This is a genomic window from Spirillospora sp. NPDC048911, from assembly GCF_043198015.1.
GTDB lineage: Bacteria > Actinomycetota > Actinomycetes > Streptosporangiales > Streptosporangiaceae > Spirillospora.
Map to the genome: position 1 here is coordinate 896,619 of NZ_JBICUD010000001.1, position 18,803 is coordinate 915,421.

General features: G+C 69.7%; 15 protein-coding genes. 6 read left to right on the forward strand and 9 right to left on the reverse strand.

The window, feature by feature from the left end; genetic code table 11:
- Window positions 1–341: 341 nt before the first annotated feature.
- Window positions 342–1,292, reverse strand: coding sequence for a serine hydrolase (locus tag ACGFNU_RS04265; RefSeq protein ID WP_392590030.1), 951 nt, complete (start codon window positions 1,290–1,292; stop codon window positions 342–344).
- A gap of 133 nt (window positions 1,293–1,425) precedes the next feature.
- Complete coding sequence (locus ACGFNU_RS04270) at window positions 1,426–2,244, reverse strand: MerR family transcriptional regulator (RefSeq protein WP_392590031.1); 819 nt, start codon at window positions 2,242–2,244, stop codon at window positions 1,426–1,428.
- Between the two features lie 221 nt (window positions 2,245–2,465).
- Here ACGFNU_RS04270 and ACGFNU_RS04275 point away from each other — a divergent pair, with 221 nt between their 5' ends.
- Together ACGFNU_RS04275 and ACGFNU_RS04280 are read left to right on the forward strand one after the other, a co-directional pair.
- A complete protein-coding gene (locus ACGFNU_RS04275; protein WP_392590033.1) occupies window positions 2,466–2,675 on the forward strand; it encodes a hypothetical protein in 210 nt (69 codons plus the stop codon).
- Window positions 2,676–2,686: 11 nt separating this feature from the next.
- Window positions 2,687–3,895 (forward strand): FAD-dependent oxidoreductase, encoded by a 1,209-nt coding sequence (locus tag ACGFNU_RS04280; RefSeq protein ID WP_392590034.1) that lies wholly within the window; start codon window positions 2,687–2,689, stop codon window positions 3,893–3,895.
- Window positions 3,896–4,408: 513 nt separating this feature from the next.
- On the opposite strand, the gene ACGFNU_RS04285 is transcribed toward ACGFNU_RS04280, so the two are convergent.
- Window positions 4,409–4,681: a hypothetical protein gene (locus ACGFNU_RS04285; RefSeq protein WP_392590036.1), complete on the reverse strand. Its 273-nt coding sequence runs from the start codon at window positions 4,679–4,681 to the stop codon at window positions 4,409–4,411.
- A 151-nt stretch (window positions 4,682–4,832) separates the two neighbouring features.
- Entirely contained in the window at window positions 4,833–5,855 is a 1,023-nt protein-coding gene (locus ACGFNU_RS04290) for a LysR substrate-binding domain-containing protein (protein ID WP_392590037.1), read from the reverse strand.
- A gap of 92 nt (window positions 5,856–5,947) precedes the next feature.
- Here ACGFNU_RS04290 and ACGFNU_RS04295 point away from each other — a divergent pair, with 92 nt between their 5' ends.
- Together ACGFNU_RS04295 and ACGFNU_RS04300 are read left to right on the forward strand one after the other, a co-directional pair.
- Window positions 5,948–7,171 (forward strand): pyridoxal-phosphate dependent enzyme, encoded by a 1,224-nt coding sequence (locus tag ACGFNU_RS04295; protein WP_392590039.1) that lies wholly within the window; start codon window positions 5,948–5,950, stop codon window positions 7,169–7,171.
- Window positions 7,172–7,287: 116 nt separating this feature from the next.
- Window positions 7,288–8,577 carry a serine hydrolase domain-containing protein gene (locus ACGFNU_RS04300; protein ID WP_392590040.1) on the forward strand — a complete coding sequence of 430 codons (1,290 nt, stop codon included), beginning with the start codon at window positions 7,288–7,290 and terminating at the stop codon, window positions 8,575–8,577.
- On the opposite strand, the gene ACGFNU_RS04305 is transcribed toward ACGFNU_RS04300, so the two are convergent.
- Together ACGFNU_RS04305 and ACGFNU_RS04310 are read right to left on the reverse strand one after the other, a co-directional pair.
- A complete protein-coding gene (locus ACGFNU_RS04305) occupies window positions 8,531–10,312 on the reverse strand; it encodes an ATP-binding protein (RefSeq protein WP_392590042.1) in 1,782 nt (593 codons plus the stop codon). The two genes, ACGFNU_RS04300 and ACGFNU_RS04305, sit on opposite strands and share 47 nt — an antisense overlap.
- 41 nt (window positions 10,313–10,353) lie before the next feature.
- On the reverse strand, window positions 10,354–11,031 hold the full coding sequence (locus ACGFNU_RS04310; RefSeq protein ID WP_392590044.1) for a response regulator transcription factor: 678 nt from the start codon (window positions 11,029–11,031) through the stop codon (window positions 10,354–10,356).
- 115 nt (window positions 11,032–11,146) lie between these two features.
- Between ACGFNU_RS04310 and ACGFNU_RS04315 the strand changes: the two genes are divergently transcribed.
- A complete protein-coding gene (locus ACGFNU_RS04315; RefSeq protein WP_392590046.1) occupies window positions 11,147–12,775 on the forward strand; it encodes a DUF2079 domain-containing protein in 1,629 nt (542 codons plus the stop codon).
- Between the two features lie 48 nt (window positions 12,776–12,823).
- Here ACGFNU_RS04315 and ACGFNU_RS04320 read toward each other — a convergent pair whose 3' ends face one another.
- From ACGFNU_RS04320 to ACGFNU_RS04330, 3 genes are all read right to left on the reverse strand, one after another.
- Window positions 12,824–13,636, reverse strand: coding sequence for an SAM-dependent methyltransferase (locus tag ACGFNU_RS04320; protein WP_392590048.1), 813 nt, complete (start codon window positions 13,634–13,636; stop codon window positions 12,824–12,826).
- Between the two features lie 200 nt (window positions 13,637–13,836).
- Window positions 13,837–15,075, reverse strand: coding sequence for an amidohydrolase family protein (locus tag ACGFNU_RS04325; protein ID WP_392590050.1), 1,239 nt, complete (start codon window positions 15,073–15,075; stop codon window positions 13,837–13,839).
- Between the two features lie 356 nt (window positions 15,076–15,431).
- Window positions 15,432–16,649 carry an MFS transporter gene (locus ACGFNU_RS04330; RefSeq protein ID WP_392590052.1) on the reverse strand — a complete coding sequence of 406 codons (1,218 nt, stop codon included), beginning with the start codon at window positions 16,647–16,649 and terminating at the stop codon, window positions 15,432–15,434.
- Between the two features lie 288 nt (window positions 16,650–16,937).
- On the opposite strand from ACGFNU_RS04330, the gene ACGFNU_RS04335 reads away from it, so the two are divergent.
- Window positions 16,938–18,329: a DNA-3-methyladenine glycosylase 2 family protein gene (locus tag ACGFNU_RS04335; protein ID WP_392590054.1), complete on the forward strand. Its 1,392-nt coding sequence runs from the start codon at window positions 16,938–16,940 to the stop codon at window positions 18,327–18,329.
- The last annotated feature ends 474 nt before the right edge of the window (window positions 18,330–18,803 follow it).

The following is an 18,803-nucleotide window of genomic DNA, read 5'->3' on the forward strand; positions in this document are numbered from 1 at the left end:
CGCACGTGGTCACATCCGCACGTGCGACCACGTTCGCGCCAAGGATTCCCCTCCGGCGGCCGCCCGGTCGTGCGGGGCTTCACATCTGCTCCGCGTCGGTACTTACGTCCGCCCGCGGTGGTGCTTCACGTCCGCTCGGCGGCGGAGCCGACATCCACTCAACGCTGGTGCCGACGTCCACTCCGCGTCGGTAATCACCCGCTCGCGCCACTGTCCGCGTCCGCTTGGCGGTGGGGCAACGTCCGCTCCGCGTTGGTGGTCATCCGCATGTGCTGGTGACCACGTCCGCTTGCGCTGGTGGCCCATGTCCGCTTGCGCCGACTCGGCGCCTGCGCCTGCGGTCAGCGGTTGGGCGGGACGGAGCCGTCGGAGGTCTCCCAGCTTCCGTCGGGGACGCTCTCGACCGTCATCGTGCGCTTGTTCGGGTTGAGGCGGCTGTGGACGGCGCGGGCGACGCGTTCGATGGTGCGGATGCCGTACGTCATGGACGGGGTGTCGCGGGTGAGGACGACGATCATGTAGTCCTCGCCGCGGCCGGAGAAGCTGCCGATGCTGTGGACACGCCAGTAACGGCCGTGCCGCGGCAACCATCCGTTCTTCACGTGCCAGCTCACGCCGGACGGGCGGCCCGTGGGGGTGCCCCAGCGTTGCGACGAGACCACCTTGGCCATCAGGCCCAGCTCGTACCGTCGCGCCTTGTCGGTGAGGACCTTGTTGCGCGCGGTCAGCACGCTCAGGAACTTGATCTCGTCGCGGGCCGTGATCTGCGTCAGCCCCCAGTACCGGCCCGGGCCGAGCTTGGTCTGCGTCATCCCGGCCAGCTTGAGGAACCGCTGCATGCGGGCCCGGCCGACGGAGCGCCACAGCGCCGAGGCGGCCTCGTTGTCGGAACGCGTGATCATCTTGTAGGCGAGCGACTTCTCGGTGGAGTTCAGCAGCCGCTTCTGCTCGATGGCCCGGCGGAGCACCGCGCCCAGGATGGTGGCCTTGACGACGCTCGCCGAGTCATAGCGGCGCGCGGAGTCCACCGTGCACACGATCTTCCGCTTGCGGTCGTACACGCCGACCGACTCGATGCCGGTGCGGCCGCGCAACGCGGTGCGGATGGCGGTGCCGAGGTTCTTGGCGAGCCGCGGGTTGGTCTTCGACTTGCAAGGGTTGCCCGCCGCCGCTGCGTCCACCGTGGCTGAGGCCGCCGGTGTGGCGGCGTTCGCGGGAAATCCCGCTGAGGAGAGGAGGACGGCCCCGGCAAGTAGCGTGGCGGACAGAGTCCGGCGAACACCTCGTGGCATTTGAGTCACGGTAGCGACGGATGGGGTCGGAGCGGCAAGTGAGATGGCGTAACGACTGCGTACCGAATGGTCTGCGCGCGGCCCGACGAACGCGGCGCGGGCGCGGACTTCGGTAAGTCGGGCGACGGAGGAGTCAGGCTTGCGGCTCTTCGGGGTCCCGGTGCGTGGCGGCGAGGCCTCCGAAGACCCGGTCGATCTCCTGGCGGACGCGGCGTTCCATGGCCTTGGCGAACCCGGCCTCGACCGCGAGCTCGGCGCCCGGACGGATCTGGGCGAGCGTGTCCGTCAGGTCGGTGAGCTCCTGGTCGGCCAGGTCGGAGGCGTTCAGCGGACCGACCACATGCTTCATGATCACGGTGACGAACATGTCCGCCAGCTCGTCGACGCTGCGCTGCAGCCGCTCGCTGATGGCGAGCACCTCGGTCAGCGGCACCCCCGCCCGGACGATCGCCACGGTCGATTCGAGCTGACGGCTGCTCCAGTGCGTGACCTGGTCGCCGTGGATCTCGATGTGCCCGAGCGCGACCGCCTGTTCGACGGCCTCCGGGTGGACTTCGCCCGGGAAGAGCTCCGCCAGCTCGTCCAGCGACATCGTGACAGGCGTCTCCGTCGACCACGGCTCGGTGACCGTCTTCTCCAGGCCGAGCACCGCGGCGACGTCATGGCCCTGTTCCCAGGCCGACAGCAGCTCGCGGATCCCCTCCAGCGTGTGCCCGCGTTCGAGGAGGTTGCCGATCACGCGTAGCCGGGCGAGATGATCCTCGGAGTAGAGGCCGATTCGTCCCTCGCGGCGCGGCGGGGGGAGCAGCTTGCGCTCCTGGTAGTAGCGCAGCGTGCGAACGGGGACCTCCGCGGCCTCCGCCAGCTCGTTGATCCGGTACTCCCGGGCGCCTTCAGCCGCGGCTGCCGGGTGGATCTCGGCGGCGGCGTCCACCGCTGGCTCATCCCTCACGGTCGCCAGCATAGTTTCACTCCCAATGGTCAAGAGCACAGTCCGGGCTAGAAGCCCGCCGAGCGACCAGGTGCGGCGACGTGCGGCCCGTGCGAACGGGATCTCGCTTTTGCGCAGGGGAGACTTCGGTTGCTGACGTCACTCCCGACGCCACCGATCAGGCGATCTGCGCTAACCTCTGCCGGTTCACAGGGTGTCCTCCAACCCCGAAAGAGGCCGACATGTCCAAGGCCCGTTCCGCCATCCTCGCCGGGACCGTTCTGGTCGCCGGGCTCGGGCTGGGCGCGTGCTCCGAGAAGCGCTGGTGCGAGCAGGACGCCACCGACACCAAGGTGGCGAACAAATACTGCGAGGACGGCACCCCCGGCTACGAGTGGGAACCGGACAGCGACAAAAAGAAGAAGAAAAAGAAGAAGAAGTCCTCTCACTGAGAGACCCGCCTGTGACGACCGGCGTTCGTGTCGCGGTGGTCGGCGGCGGCATCGGCGGGATGGCCGCGGCCTTGCTGCTGTCCCGCGCCAGCGCCCGCGTGACGCTGGTGGAACGGGTCGCCGAGCCCGCTCCCGTCGGCGCCGCGATCGCGCTGTTCCCCAACGGGCTCGCCGTCCTGTACGGGCTGGGACTGCGAGATCCGCTCCAGGGGCGGGCGTACGTCGCGTCCTCCGGTGGGCTGCGCCTCGGCAGTCGTCGCCGGACCGTGCACGCGGCGCTGCCCGACTTCGGTGACGGCCTCGACCACGCGCTCGGAGTCACGCGGGCCCACCTGCTTGATGTGCTGGACGCGGCGGTACGGGCGGATCCGGGTATCGAGGTGCGTTTCGGCACCGAGGTCGTCGGCGCGCACCGCGACGGCCGCATCGACCTCCGTCCTGCGGCCGCCGATCGTGGGGAGACGCTGGAGGCCGATCTGATCGTGGGCGCCGACGGCATCGGTTCGGTGGTGCGCGGCGCGGGCGACTTCGGGGCGCGGCGTTCGATGACGCCGGGGCTGACGATCAGGGCCCTTGTCGAGGGCGAGCCGTTCCCGCCCGAGGTAGGCGAGTTCTGGAGCGCTTACGGCATCGCGATGGGCGTTCCCGTTGGCGGTGGCGAGTCGTACCTGGCGCTGTCGGCGTCACGCGGTCCGGCCAAGGACGCCATGGAACGCCGAGACCTGCCCGCTCTGCGCGCAGTCGGCGCGGCCATGCTTCCTGGCGGCGCCAAGGCGCTGTCGGCCGTCGAGTCGTTCGACGAACTGATCGTCACCCCGATCGAGACCGTCGCCTGCCGGCGCTGGGTCGACGGCCGTCTCGTCCTGCTCGGCGACGCGGCCCACGCGATGGCCCCGCACCTCGCTCAAGGGGCGAACAGCGCGCTCCTCGACGCCTTCGCCCTCACCGAAGAGCTCTCGCGCTCCGGAGCGACGATCGAGAACGCCTTGGCGGCGTACGAGGCGCGGCGTCGTCGTACGGCCGGACGGCTGCGGAGACTGGCCGAGGCATATCGCCTGGCCAGCGAGTCGGCGACCGTCCCAGGCGTCAGGCAGATCCGCGACATGCTCATGAGTGTGGCCGCGAAGGCCCCAAAGGCAACTGACCGGTACATGCGCTTCGTCCAGCAGGAAGACCCAGCGGCGATCCAGGCGGCCGTGCGCAGTCTAGGCCGGACGTAACCACCGCCGGTCCTTGGGCGAGGGCTGAGTCCCCGATAGCGACGCCGACTCCTGGAGGGAGAGGGCTGAGGGCCGAATGTGACGACGGCTGTTCCTGGGAGATGGCGACGGCTGATCCTTGGACGTGACGACGGCTGAGCTCCGTGCAGGGCGAGGGCTGAGTTCCGCAGATGGTGACGGCTGGGTTCCGTGCATGGCGAGAGCTGAGTTCTGTGCATGGTGCGGCCCGGCCCCTGGACGTGATGACGGCCGGTCCCTGGTTCAGGGGCCGGCCGTCGGTTGAAATGACGTTCGTGGCTTTAGGTTGCTCGTCGCAAGGTCATGGCCGGGCGTCTCTTGCCCCGGCGGCTTCCGTTGCCGCCGTGTGCCCCGTTCAGGGACCCCTCGGCCGACAGCAGGTCGCTGAGGCTCTGCGGGGCGATCTCTTCCGGCCGGTCTGCGAAGCGTGAGCGTGAACGTGAACCCATCTGGACCCATCTCCTCTGTGTCGGCTTCAGATTCCGGTGCGCGCACTCAGGCCAGGGCCAAGGCGTGCGGGTATGTGCGGGTCACGGTGTCCAGGGCCCAGCGCATGCGGGCGGCGTACGCCTCGGGGTGGTCGCCGGCCTCCTGCGCGACCGAGGCCAGGCAGGTGCCGCAGTCGGCACCCCAGGCACAGAGACGCTCGTCGATGGCGGCGCGGACCTGCTCGGTGGTGGGGTGCTCGGAGGCCTGCAGCCGGCTGGTGAACAGAAGCCGGGCCAGGTCGCAGATGCTCAACGCGGTCGTAGATGGCGTGGTCGACATCGCGTGCCTTCTTCCTTAAGCCGGGGTCCCATGGCCCCGTTTCGCTTACTGACAACGATGACAACCATGTGTTCCCCACACCATCGGGGAAAACCCCCAACCATGGTGGAGCCAACCCCCCCATACCACCCTTAGGCCCAGCATCACCCCCTCAGGGGTTGGGGTCCTCAGCCAGGGATTTCGCCAGCGAATTCGCCTCCACCGTGCGCCGCAGCGCGTCCCGGTAGGCGCGGATGGCCGGATGTTGCCCACCGCCCCGGCGAACCGCCGTCGTCAGGCGCCGGCGCCGCTGGTCCGAGGGCAACGAGCGCAACACGACGCCGTCCGCTGGCCGTCCTCCGGACCAGACCAGGTCCGGCAGCAGCGCCACCGCGTGCCCCTCCTCGACGAGACGCGCGTGAAGGAGGAGGTCGCTGGACTCGAAGCGCACGTCAGGCTCGAATCCCGCGGTACGGCACAGCATCGTCGCCCACTTCCGCGGCTCCGTACCCAGCGGTTCCATCACCCACGGGTGCTCCGCCAAAGCCGCCAGCCCCTCCAAGGTTTGCGGCGAGGCGGCTGGTGCCTTCGTCGTTGCGACGGCTGGTGTCTTCGTTTTCGGGTCGGCTGGTGTCGTCGTCTTTGGGACGGGCGGTGCCTTCGTCTTCGGGACGGCGAGCCGGATCTCGTCCTCGCAGAGGCCCGCCTGCTCGATCTCCTCGTACCGCGGATTCGGGTTGCCGGGGTACTCCTCGGCGATGACGAGGTCGAAGTCCCGGGCGAGCAGGGCGGGGAGGGCGGTCTCCGGCTCGGTCTGCGTGACCTGGACGCGCAGCCCGGGATGTGCCTCGCGCAGGAGTGTGAGCGCAGTCGGGACGAGGGCCATGGCGGCGGTCTGGAACGTGGCGATTCGGATCACCCCGGTGAGCCCCGCCATGGAGGCGGCGAGTTCGGCTTCCGCCCGTTCGAGCTGCTCCAGGACCGCCTCGGTGTGCACGACGAGGATCTCGGCCTGCTCGGTGAGCCGTACGCGCCGGCCGACCGGTTCGAGGAGGGGGACGCCGACCTCCTTCTCCAGCACGGCGAGCTGCTGCGAGATCGAGGAGGGGCTGTAGGAGAGGGCTTCGGCGACGGCGGTCAGGGTGCCCCGGTGCTTGAGTTCGCGGAGGAGCCGCAGACGGTGGAGGTCGAGCATGACCCGGCGACCAACCTTTCAGTATTTCCGAACGTTATTGCTCAGAAAGTTTCGCTAGACTGATTGAATCAGGCTGGGGCAGCGTAAGCCATATGACGGCTCAGACGTTCCTCATCGCTCCCACACGGACGACCTGGCTGGCACGCCCGGCGGCGCGCTCCTGGACGAGCCCCGCCGCCCCGCCAGATGTGGCCGACTTCCACGCCGGCCTGCCCGGCTACGCGCCCACTCCGCTCGTCGAACTTCCGGCTCTGGCCGAAGAGCTCCAGGTCGGCCGGGTGTTCGTGAAGGACGAGTCGTCGCGTTTCGGGCTTCCCGCGTTCAAGATCCTCGGCGCGTCCTGGGCGATCCACCGCGCCCTCGTCGATCACCACGACCTCGCCGGTCACGACGCCCTCGTCGATCACCATGGTCTCGTCGATCATCACGCCCTCGTGGATCGCCACCGCCTCGTCGATCACCACGGCCTCGGACGCCTATCGTTCGACGGCCTGCGTGAACGGATCGCGGACCTGCCGCCCGTCCGCCTCGTCACCGCGACCGACGGTAATCACGGCCGTGCCGTCGCGCGCATGGCCGGGCTGCTGGGGCTGGACGCTGAGGTGTTCGTTCCCGAGGGTGTCCACGCGGCGGCCCGGGCCGCGATCAAAGCCGAGGGGGCCACGGTCGTGGAGGTCGCCGGTCCGTACGACGAGGCGGTACGGGAAGCGGCCGCTTCGGCCGACGAGCCCGCGGCCTTGCTCATCCAGGACACCGCCTGGCCGGGCTACGAACAGGTGCCCCAGTGGGTGGTCGAGGGCTACGCCACCCTCTTCGCCGAGGTGGACGCCCAACTGGACGCCGCCGGCGCCGGACCGGCGGGACTGGTCGCCGTGCCCGTCGGCGTCGGCTCGCTGGCCCAGGCCGCCGTGGCCCACTACCGGAGCCGGACGGGCGGACCCACGCTCCTGTCCGTCGAGCCCGAGACGGCCGCCTCGGTGCTGGCGAGCCTCGGCCTCGGCAACCTGACCACCATCGAGACCGGCTCGACGATCATGGCCGGGCTCAACTGCGCGACCCCGTCCAGCCTCGCGTGGCCGTACCTGGAAGGGGGTCTGGACGCGGCGGTGGCCGTGACCGACGCCGCCGCCTCCCAGGCCGCTCGCGACCTGGCGGAACTCGGCGTTCCCGCAGGTCCCTGCGGCGCGGCGGCACTGGCGGGCGTACGGGCGGCCTTGACGCACGAACGCCGTCCCGAACTGGCTCCCGGCCACGCCGGAACGATCGTCCTCCTGAGCACCGAAGGCTCTGCCGCCAACCCCGCGGTCGCCGGGTGACGGGTGTACATAGGTACACCTCCGCTCCGGTGTTCAAGGCCATTCATCGCGGCGACGTCCCCGGCCAAAGTTGATCACGCGAGACGACGAACACGCTGATCAACGAGGAGCCTCCCATGTCGTTCAACCCCAGCCGCACGGTGCTGACCCTCACGCTGACCGGAGCGCTCACCGCCGCCCTCGTCCCGGCGCTGGCAATCACCCCCACCGCATCCGCCGCCACCGGCCCCGCCGCTTCCGGCTCCGCTGGGGGCTTGGCCTCCGCCGGGATCGCTGCCGCTGGTGGCGGCAGCACCTCCGCTGCTGGGGCCTTCGTCTCCACCCGAATCGCTGCTGAAGCTGGGACCACCTCCGCGGGCCGTGGGGATGCTGCCTCGGCGGGCGGCGCTACGGCGGCCCCCGCCCGATCGCTTCAGGCGGCGGCGGAACGGCTTGTGGCCGATGGGCAGCCGGGCGTCATCGTTCTGAGCCGCCGTGGCAAGCAGGTCAGGCACGTCACCGCGGGCGTCGCCGACAAGGCGACCGGGCAGCCGATGGACGCGCGGCTGAGGTTCCGGATCGCGAGCGTCACCAAGACGTTCACCAGCACGGTCCTGCTGCGGCTGGTCGCCGAGCGCCGCGTCTCGCTCGACGACACCGTGGACAAGTGGCTGCCCGGCGCGGTGACGCGCCACGGCAACGACGGATCGAAGATCACCCTACGCCAGTTGCTCGGCCACACCAGCGGACTCAAGGACTACTCGCTGGATCCCCGGGTCTGGGCCGACCCGCACCGCGAATGGAAGCCGCAGGAACTGGTCGACATGGCGCAGGAGACCCCGCCGAGCGCCAAGGGCAGCTACTCCAACACCAACTACATCCTCGCCGGAATGGTCATCGAGAAGGTGACGGGCCGTCCGGTCGGCAAGGAGTTCCAGCGACGGATCGCCCGGCCCCTGGGGTTGCGCCACACCTCGATGGCCGTCGACCGTTCCTTCCCCGGGCCGTACGTGCACGGCTACCTCGCCCCGTACGGCGACGTCAGCACCGAGATCAGCCTGTCGAGCGCGTGGACGTCCGGCGGAGTGATCTCGACCGTGGACGATGTCGCCACGTTCCACCGGGCGCTCTTCACGGGACGGCTGCTTCCGCGGCGTCTGCAGCGCGAGATGATGAACACCCGGCCGGTCGCGGACGGGGACGTGACACAGGACTACGGCCTCGGCGTCGTGAAGACCCGGTTCTCGTGCGGCATCGCGTGGGGCCACGACGGCGGCTTCCCCGGCTACCGCACCTGGACGTACACCAGCGCCGACGGCAAGCGCCAGGCTGTGATCACCTACAACGACAACAGCTCGGCGTTCGAGACCGACCCGAAGTTCAAGGCCGACCTGGACAAGGCCGCGGAGACGGCTTTCTGCGGCTGACGTTCGCGACGGGCAGGCGCACGACGAACCGCGCACCTTCGATGGCCTCGGTGGCATGCACAGTGCCGCCGAGGCCATCGACGATTTCGCGGACGATGGTCAGGCCGAGCCCGGCACCGCCTGTCGCCCGCGCCCGCGCGGCGTCGAGCCGGACGAAGCGGTCAAAGACCCGTTCGCGATCCGCCGCCGGAATGCCGGGCCCGTCGTCGGTGACCGTCAGGACGACTGTCCCGGCCTCCGACGTGAGCGTCCTTGTCTTGGACGCGGCACTCCTGGCCTCGGGCGTGGCCCTCTTGCCTTTGGACGAGGCCCTCCTGACCTTGAACGAGGCCCTCCTAGCCTTGGACGCGGCGAGGGTCCTGGCCTCGGGCGCGGTACTTCTAGCCTCGGGCGCGGCCGTCCTGGCCTCGGGCGCCGTACTCCTCGCCTCGGGTGCGGTCGTCTCTGCCTTCGTCAACGTTCCGGGCTCTACCGTGACCGTCGCGACGACCTCCGTGCGGGCGTACCGGGCGGCGTTGTCGAGCAGGTTGCGGACGACCCGGCCGAGCCGTACCTCGCTTCCCGCGACGAAGGCGGGACCAGCGGTGGTGACGATGAACGCCGGTCCGCCGGCCGGCGCCGCGGCCCCCTCGGCGATCCGCTCGGCGACCTGCTCTTCGACCAGGTCCGCGAGGTCGGTATGTTCGCCCGCCTCGGCCGACGGCCGGGCGTCGGAGGCCAGCAGCAAGAGGTCATCGGTGAGGTTCTGCAGGCGGATGGTGTCGGTCAGCGCGGACGAGACCACGGCCTGCCAGTCCGCCTCGTCCGGGTGAACGAGCGGGATCTCCAACGCGCTGCGGAGCCCGGCCAGCGGGGACCGAAGCTCGTGCGACGCGTCGGCGACGAACCGCCGCTGCTGGATCAACGCGCGTTCGAGCCGGTCGAGGGTCTCGTTGGTGGTCCGGGCGAGCCGCGTGATCTCGGTGCCGCCGGCCGGTACGGGCACCCGCTGGCCCGTGGCGCGGGCGCCGATCTCGTTCATCTTCGAACGGATCGCCTCGACCGGACGCAGCGCCCGTCCGGTCACCAGCCAGGCGACCACCCCGACGAACACCACCGCGACCGGCAGCGCCCACCGGAAGAACTGGTCGGCGGTGGCGACGGCGGTCTCGGTGTTCTCGGTCGGGATCGCCGAATAGACGGTCAGTTGCTGTCCAGGTAGATCCTTCCGCCCGGTGAACGTGCGTACGAGGTTCGCCGGGAGGGGATGCGTGACCCCGACCGCGAAATCGTGCGTTCCCTCGACCGGCCCCATCGCGGCGTCAGCGCTTTCTCTGCCGTCGCTGTGAAGTGCTTCGGGGAAGGAGACGGTCCGGGTGTGCCAGCTGGTGTCGGGAAGCAGGCCTTCGACGGGCGGTCGCAGGTGTACCGGCTCCACCACCTTCGCACCGGGAGGGCCGTTCCAGTGAACGAACCACGTCCCGTTCTCGAGCACCACGACGAGTTCGGCATTAAAGATCGCGTCCGGGACTTCCCCGGTCTCCGCGGCGATCGTGAGCGTGGAGGCGTCGGCGGTGGCCTTCTCCCGCGCCTCATCCGTCCACTGGAGGCGGATCATGTCGCGCAGCCACCAGCCGCCCGCGCCGAAGACGAGCAGCGTCGCCAGCGCGGCGGCGAAGGCGGCCTTCGCCCGAACAGAGAAGATCCAGCGGAACGGCCTGGGCATCGCCGGTCTCAAGCGAAAGGGTTTGGGCATCGGTGGCTCCTCGTGAGATGGCCGGGCATCGACGACCGGGGTCAGGAGTCGTCGGCCACCAGGCGGTAACCCGCGCCGCGCACGGTCTGGATGGAGGCCCGGCCGAACGGGAGGTCGAGCTTGCGGCGCAACGCGCGCACGTACACCTCGACGATGTTGACGTCGCCGTCGAACTGCTGGTCCCAGACCTCGTCGAGGATCTCGGTCTTGGAGACCACCTCGTTCGGCCGCCGTGCCAGGCATTCGAGGACGGCGAACTGCTTGGCCGTCAACGTCACGTCCGCGGCGCCGCGGCGGCACTTGCGGGCGGCCGGATCCAGCCACAGATCGCCGACCGTGAGCGTGGACGGCCTGGTCGCACCGCCGCGCCGCAGCAGCGCGCGCAGCCTCGCGACGAGCACGACGTACGAGAACGGCTTGGCGATGTAGTCGTCGGCGCCGGTGTCCAGCGCCTCCGCTTCGTCGTATTCGCCGTTCTTGGCCGTCAGCATGAGGATCGGGACGGTCGATCCGCCGCGTCTCAGCTCGGCGCAGACGGCGTAGCCGTTGAGCCCCGGCAGCATGATGTCCAGGATCACCGCCGCGTACGGGTGCGTCCGGGCGAGATCGAGGCCGTGCCTGCCGTCGTGGGCGACGTCGACCGCGTAGCCGTCGGCCCGGAGACCGTGGCTCAGCGTGGCCGCGAAGCGTTCCTCGTCCTCGATCAGCAGCAGGCGCATCGGTTCATTATGTCGGCGCGATCCGATGCGTTCCTGAAACGGTCTTCAGGTGGCTTAAGCGGGCGTTCAGGTGGCTTAAGCGTGGGTTCAGTGTGCGGTCGCGAATCTGTGCGCCATGCATTCTCCACGGCGCGATCTTGCCGCTTGGACGGTGGCGGCGACGTTCTTCGCCGCCTATTCGGCAATGGCGGTGAATCGGCATCATTCGATGCGGACGGCGGGATACGACCTCGGCATCTTCGAGCAGGCGGTACGCGCGTACGCGCATCTGAGGGTTCCGGTCGCCGAGCTCAAGGGCCCCGGGTTCAATGTGCTCGGCGACCATTTCCATCCTGTTCTCGTCCTGCTGGCGCCGTTCTACCGGCTCTTTCCAGGGCCGATCACGCTGCTGATCGCGCAGGCGCTTCTGCTGGCGTGGTCGGCGGTGCCGGTGACACGGCTCGCCACGAACCTTCTCGGCGGCCGCGCCGGCAGCTGCTTCGGCTTCGGGTACGGCCTGTCGTGGGGGATCCAGCAGGCGGCGGCGTTCGACTTCCACGAAATCGCGTTCGCGGTGCCGTTGGTCGCGCGCAGCGTGGAACTCCTGGCGTACCGGCGCTGGTCGGCCGCGGCCCGCTGGGCCCTGCCCTTGCTACTCGTGAAGGAGGACCAGGCGCTTCTCGTGGCGGCGATCGGCGGTTATCTCTTCTGCCTGGGTAAACGTCGCCGGCTTGGTGCGCTCATCGTCACGGTGGCGATCGTCGCGGGCGTCGTGACCGTCTTCGTCATCATTCCGGCCTTCAGCCCCGGGCACGTCTACCCGTACGCCAAGCAGGCCGCGCCGGACACGGCCAATCCGCTGCTCATCCTCTTCAGCCCGGTGGACGTGAAGGGATGGACCCTGCTGGCACTCGTCGCCCCGACCTTGTTGTTCGCCCTGAGATCCCCACTGATTTTGATCGCCGTTCCGTATATCGCCGCACGCTTTTGGTCGGGTACTCCGGCGTACTGGGGGACGGGGTTTCACTACAGCGCGGTGCTCATGCCCATCGTCTTCGTAGCGGCGGTCGACGGGTTGCGGAGAGCACGCGCCGGTAGGGCCGCCAGAGTCACCGAAGCCAGCGGGCTTGCGGGGGCCGGCGGAGCGGGTGAGCTCGCCAAGGCGGGCCCGGCGGGTGGGCCTGCGGGCGCTAGCGGAGCGGGCGAGCTTGCCAAGGTGAGCCGAGCGGCCGGGCTTGCCGGAGTGGGCAGAGCGGGCGGGCTCGCCAAGGTGAACCGAGCGGGTGGTCTCGCCGGGGTGGGCAGAGTTGTCAGGGCTGGCAGAGCGGTGGGGGCTGACGGAGCTGTCGGGGCGGCCGAGGCTCAGGTCACGCGGCAGGTAGCGCCCATGGCGATCCTTGCGTTTGCGCTCACCATCACCGCGCTCGGAGATCAGCCGCTAACGCGGCTTGTTCATCCTGTTGACTGGCAGGGGAGGGAACGCTTCGAGCCTGCGCGCAAAGTCCTCGCTGCGATTCCGGACGGAGCGAACGTGGCCACGTCCAACCGTCTCGCGCCTCAGCTCACCCATCGCTGCAGGGTGTTCCGGCTGGTGCTTCCCAGCCCGTCCTGGCCGCTGCCCGAATGGGTCGCCGTCGCCTCGTCGCGTCCATTCCCCAAGCCGTCACGAACGGACCTCGAAACGATCGGCAGACTGCCGCGACTGGGCTATCGCGTCGTCGAACGAGGCGGCGGCGTCGTCATTTACCGCCGGACCGCCCGCTGACCGAACTCAGAGCCGAATCCGAAGTCGGAGCGGATGGCGGAGGCGAGGTCAGGGTTTGCGGGCGACCCCGGCCCACAGAGGCACTTCTTCGGGCGCGGTTTCGAGGTCCAGCCGCGGCCGCCAGAGCGGCGGTGAGACCACGCCGGGGTCGAGCAGTTCGAGGCCGTCGAAGAGAGTGATGACTTCTGAGCGGGTGCGCGGCTGGGACTTGGGATGTGCCGTCGCGTTCCACATTTCGAAGGCCGTCTTGACCGCCGGGCCGCCGATTTCGTCGGTGGTGTGCGTCAGAGCCAGGTAACTGCCCGAGGGAACGGCGGCCAGCAGGCGTCCCAGTATCGCCACCACGTCTTCGATGTCGGCCACGAAGTGCAGGACGCTCATCAGCATGATGGCGACCGGACGGTCGAAGTCGAGCGTCTTGCGCGCCTCCCGCAGGATGTGGCCCGGCTCGCGCATGTCCGCGTCCAGGTAGTCGCAGGAGCCTTCCGACGTCGAGGTGAGCAGCGCACGGGCGTGGACGAGCACGATCGGGTCGTTGTCGACGTACACCACCCGGGCTTCTGGGGTCACCTCCTGCGCGACCTGGTGCACGTTCGGCGGAGTCGGCAGCCCGGTGCCGATGTCGAGGAACTGGTCGATGCCCGCCTCGGCCGCCAGGAACCGGGTGGAGCGGTGCATGAACTCCCGGTCGCCGCGCGCGGTCGCCACCACGTGCGGGAACATCCCGGCGATCTGCTCGCCGAGCTCGCGGTCGACCTCGAAGTTGTCCTTGCCGCCGAGCCAGTAGTCCCACACTCGCGAAGAGTGCGGCCGGGTCATGTCGATCCGCTCGGAGGCCGCCGAGATGTCGCCGGTGGTCATGGCGGTGCACCGTCCTGTCCGCAGAAAATGTCCGTGTCCAGTGGATTTGGAGGTGATCGTACGGGTCGTGGTGCGTCACCGTGGCACTAACTGACGGCCTATAACAAAGTTTTGCCAAATTTAACCGAGCGAGTTCGTGGTGTTCTATGCAAGTGACGGAAACCCCTTGCCCGCAAGGGCTTGAGGGTTCCGAGCCAGGCTCAGAGCGTGCCGGAGCGAAGCCGTCCGCCGGTCATGACGGTGATCGCGGACGTGTTCTGGAGCACCGTGATGTCGGTCGCCGGGTCACCGTCCACCACGAGGAGATCGGCGATCTTGCCGGGCTCGACCGTGCCGAGGTCGTGCTCCCGGCGCATCAGCCTGGCGCCGTTGACGGTCGCCCAGCGCAGCACGTCGATCGGCGCGATGCCGGCCTTGGTCACGTACGTCTCGAGCTCCTTGGCGTACGAGCCGTGCGGCAGGCCCTGGGCGCCGTAGTCGTCGCCGATCACCAGGTTGACGCCGGCCTTGTCGGCGTGGGTGAGCATCTCGTACGGGCGTCCCTCGCCCAGATGGACGCGCGAGGCGATCGAACCCCAGCCGGGCACCACGTCACGCATCACCTCGGTGAAGTGGATGCTCGGCGCGACCGACGTGCCCGACTCGGCCAGCAGTTCGACGCACTCCTCGTCCATGTCGTCGCCGTGGTCGACGATGTCGATGCCCAGCCGGACCGCCGCGAGGATGGCCTGCTTGCCGACGATGTGCCCCCGGACCAGCACGCCCCGTCCATGACCGGTCTCGATGGCGGCCGCCAGCTCCTCGCGGCTCATCTCCTCGAAGTCCTTGGACCGCACGACCCCGTGCCCGCCGGTGACGAACAGCTTGATGACCTTCGCGCCCCGCTTGATCTCCTCCCGGATGCCCTTGCGGAACTCGTCGGCCCCGTCGCACGTGCGCATGCCGCCCAGCGCCCGCAGGTCCCAGTGGTACGGCGTCATGTCGTTGCCGAACCCCGTCGTGCTGATCTCCCGGCTGCCCGGCAGGAAGCGCGGCCCCTCGACGAGGCCGTCGCGGATGGCCCGGTGGAGGGAGGCGTCGACATCGTTGGCCGCACCGGCGCTGACCACGCTGGTGAAGCCGCATTCCAGGGCGGTGCGCAGGTTCCGTGCGGCGATGAGGGCTTGGTAGGGCGGGGCGTGGTCGAGCCCGATGGGGACGGGCGAGGGCCCGAGGTTGTCATACGTGGAGTGGTAGTGGCAGAGCACCATCCCCGGCATGATCGTGCGCCCGTCCAGGCCGATGACCTGGTCGTCGCCCGCCGGGGCCACGGTGTCCGAGGCCACCGGCCCCGGGGCCACTTTGGTGATGCGTCCGTTCTCGACCACCACGGTGCTGCCGGGGCGCGGTGGGTTCAACCCGTCGATCAGGTTGGCGTCGGTGAGAACCAGGCGGCTCATGGCACCTGCCTTCGCAGCTGGAGATTTCCAAAGCCGGATCTGCACAGGAGGTTACCCATTCACCAAAGCAAGCGCTAGGTGATCCGCCAGCCGACCGCCACCACACATCGCCCGCTCCGACTGGAACGCCGCAATAACCGCCCCCGCGACCTGCGACTGCAGCCACTTCGCCAGCCTCTCCACGACCGCGACGGCAAGCGTCGCGGCGGTCGCAGCGATCGGCGACCGCAGCTCGCCCCCCGCCGCTACGGTCGCCGCGGCCTCAGCCGCGACGCAGCTGCGGTCGCCGCCACAGTCGCCGCGGCCTCAGCCGCAAGCGGGTCCGCGAACTCACTGGGCTCGCGACCACCGCGGCGCTACGGGTGGCGCGGCCGTGGGCGTGGGCGTTGTGGCAGCATCAGCGCGGGAAATCCCGCTAGCAGCGCCATGGCGAACGCGGACGTGCCCACGAGTTCGGCCTTCAGCAGGGGCGCGGCCAGGACGGCTCCGATCGGCGGAGTGGCCTGCATCAGCGTGCGGAGGGCGGCGAACGCGCGGCCGCGCTGGTGCGCCGGGATCCGTTCCATTCGCACCGTTTGCGCCCACACCGTCATCGGCGCGCTGAACAGTCCGATGACGAAGAATCCGGCGGCCACCCCGAACGCGGAGGGCGTTGCGAGGAGGCCGAGAAACCCTGCCGCCGCTGTGAGTTGCACGGCGGCGATCGCGTTCAACGGCCTGCTGCGCGGACGCACGGCACCGGCCGCGAGCGCGCCCCCGAGTTCTCCGACCGAGAGCGCGGCGAAAAGCAGGCCCAAGGTCTGCGGCCCGCTCGGCACGAGCTCGAACTTGGCCAGCCAGGGGCCGATCACGAGCAACATCCCCTCGGCGATGTTGAACGCCATGAACGCGACCGTGGTCACGATCAGAACCCTGTCGCGCAGCAACGGCCGCGGCGCGTCCGCCGTGGCGGTGATCGTCGGCCGTTCGGGGGCCGGCGGACGGCGTACGGCGAGCGCGGTCACGGCGAACACCGCGTACGAGGCGGCGTCCAGAGCGAGGACGCCCTCGGCCCCGACGTGCGCGACCAGGAGCCCGCCGAGCGCGGGGCCGGCCATCCCCGTGATTCCGAAGCCGATCATCTCCAGGGCGTTGGCGGCGTCCCGGTCCTCGGCGTTCACCAGGTCGGGGATCGCAGCCGGGAAGCCCGCCAGCGGCACCATCTTCAGCAGTCCATGGAACGCGGCGACGACGAACGGCAGCGCCACCGGAACAGACCCCAAAACACTGGCGGCGGGTACGGAGGCCACCGCGAGACCACGGAGCACACTGTCGGCGGCCAGCACATAGCGCTTGTCGAAGCGATCCAAGAGGGGCCCGACCAGCACCCCGCCCGCGACGACCGGCAGCGTGAAGCACACCGTCAGCAATCCGAGTTGCTGCACGCCTCCGGGCCGGGACAGCACCAGCCAGGTGAGAGCGATGAACGTCATTCCGTCGCCGACGAGCGACACCGAGGAACCGAGCCACAAGAGCCGGAAGTCCCGTCCCCTGAGCGCCCCGCGATACCCCGATACCGAAGAACCGATAGCCATGCGGATCACCGTCGCGCCCGCGGCTCTCCGCCGCTGGCGGTGATCGGCCCTCGTCCACGCCCGGTGGACGTTCGCACGTCAAGGACCGGCGGACGTTCGTCCATCGCTGGCGGACATCCGCCCGTCATGCCCGGCGCACATTCGTCCGTCGGGGCCCGCCCCCGTCCGTCGGGGCCCGCCCCCGTCCGTCGGGGCCCGCCCCCGTCCGTCGGGGTCCGGCCCCCGTCCGTCCCTCAATGTCCGATCGCCGCCGGTGGCCCAGCGTCCGCCCATGTCAGAGTGGGGAACGTGATCGACGACGAGGATGTGTACGCGGCGATGGAGAGCCGCGACCAGCGCTTTGACGGCTGGTTCTTCGTCGCCGTCGTGACGACCGGCATCTACTGCCGTCCGAGTTGTCCCGCCGTGATGCCCAAGCGGGAGAACATCCGCGTCTTCTCGACCGTCGCCGCCGCGCAGGCCGGAGGCTTCCGGGCGTGCAAGCGGTGCCGCCCCGACGCGGCCCCCGGCTCCCCGGAGTGGAACCACCGCTTCGACCTCGTCGCCCGCGCGATGCGGCTGATCGCGGACGGCGTGATCGATCGCGAGGGCGTCTCCGGGCTCGCCACCCGGCTCGGGTACTCCGAACGGCACCTCAACCGCCGTCTTCTCACCGACGTCGGCGCGGGCCCGCAGGCGCTGGCCCGGGCCCAGCGTGCCCAGACGGCCCGGACGTTGCTGGAGTCGACCGATCTGCCCGTCAGCGACGTCGCGTTCGCCGCCGGATTCGCCAGCATCCGGCAGTTCAACGCGACGATCAGAGAGGTCTTCGGGACAACCCCGACCAGGCTGCGCGCGTCCCGTACCGCCATCGCCGCTCCCGGTGCGATCGTCCTTCGCCTGGAGTACCGCCCGCCGTTCGACGCCGCCGCGCTCCTGGCGTTCCTCGGCAAGCGCCCCGCCCCTGGAATCGAGGAGTACGACGGTCGGACGTACCGCCGCTCCCTGTCGCTGCCGCACGGCCCCGGGATCATCGCCTTGACGCCCGCCGCCGGCCACGTCCGAAGCGAGCTTCGGCTGGCCGATCTACGCGACCTGACCGCGGCAGTCCAGCGTTGCCGCCGAATCCTCGACCTGGACGCCGACCAGAGCACGATCGACCGAGTGCTCGGGAACGACCCGTACCTCGCCCCGCTGGTCGCCGCCGCACCGGGCCTGCGCATACCCGGGAACCCCGACGCGACCGAACTGGCCGTACGCACCGTCCTCGACGACGTCACCCCACTGATCCGCGCCTACGGCCACTCGCTCGCCGGGCCCCTCGGAACCATCACCCACACGTTCCCCGCCCCGCAAACCCTCATCGCCCTTACGTCCCACGACCTCGAGGCCCTCGGCTACAAGCCCCCAGCAATCCGCAACCTGCGTAGCCTCACCCGCGCCTTGGCCGAGAACGACATCGACGTGGGCAGCGACCGAGACCACCTGGAAAAGCAATTCGCCGGGACCGACCCCCGGATCGTGCCCCTCATCCGTATGCGCGTCCTAGGAGACCCTGACATCTTCCTGTCCGGAGACGCTCCCGACCGCTGGCGCCCTTGGCGTTCATACGCCCAGCAACACCTCTGGCAAGGCCATGTGGCATGTGGCTCCACCAATGTGAAAGACCCCCGCCACGGTGTGGCGAGGGTCTCCTGGTAGTACGACAGCCGGGCGGCGGCTTGGGTGACGGCCGCCGGTGCCGGGCGGTCACCGCTTGCGGGCCTTGGCGGCGCGGCGGTCGGCCTTGGCCTCGGCACGCAGCCGGCGTACGCGGTCGGCGGCGACGGCCTTGGTGACGTCGTGGTGCATCATCGCGATCTCCTTGGTTCTGTCCGGCCGACCCGTTCGGCCCGACATCTAAAGATTCGCGCTAAGGCCCCACCTCGCACATCGGGACGACGCCCTATCTGGGCGCCTTAGACCGCCTTAGACCGCCTTGGACGCCCTAAGCCGTCTTAGCCGCAGGACCGCTCAGGCGACATGGTCGCACCACCATGACCACCGGCTGCAATCCCTGGGACGCGGTGTCAACAGCTTGCAACGGGACGTCCAACATCAGGTCTAGCCAAGCACTACTTCAGGTATCGACACAACTACCGAAAGTATGGAGGCGCAGCGGGCAAGCCTGGCTGG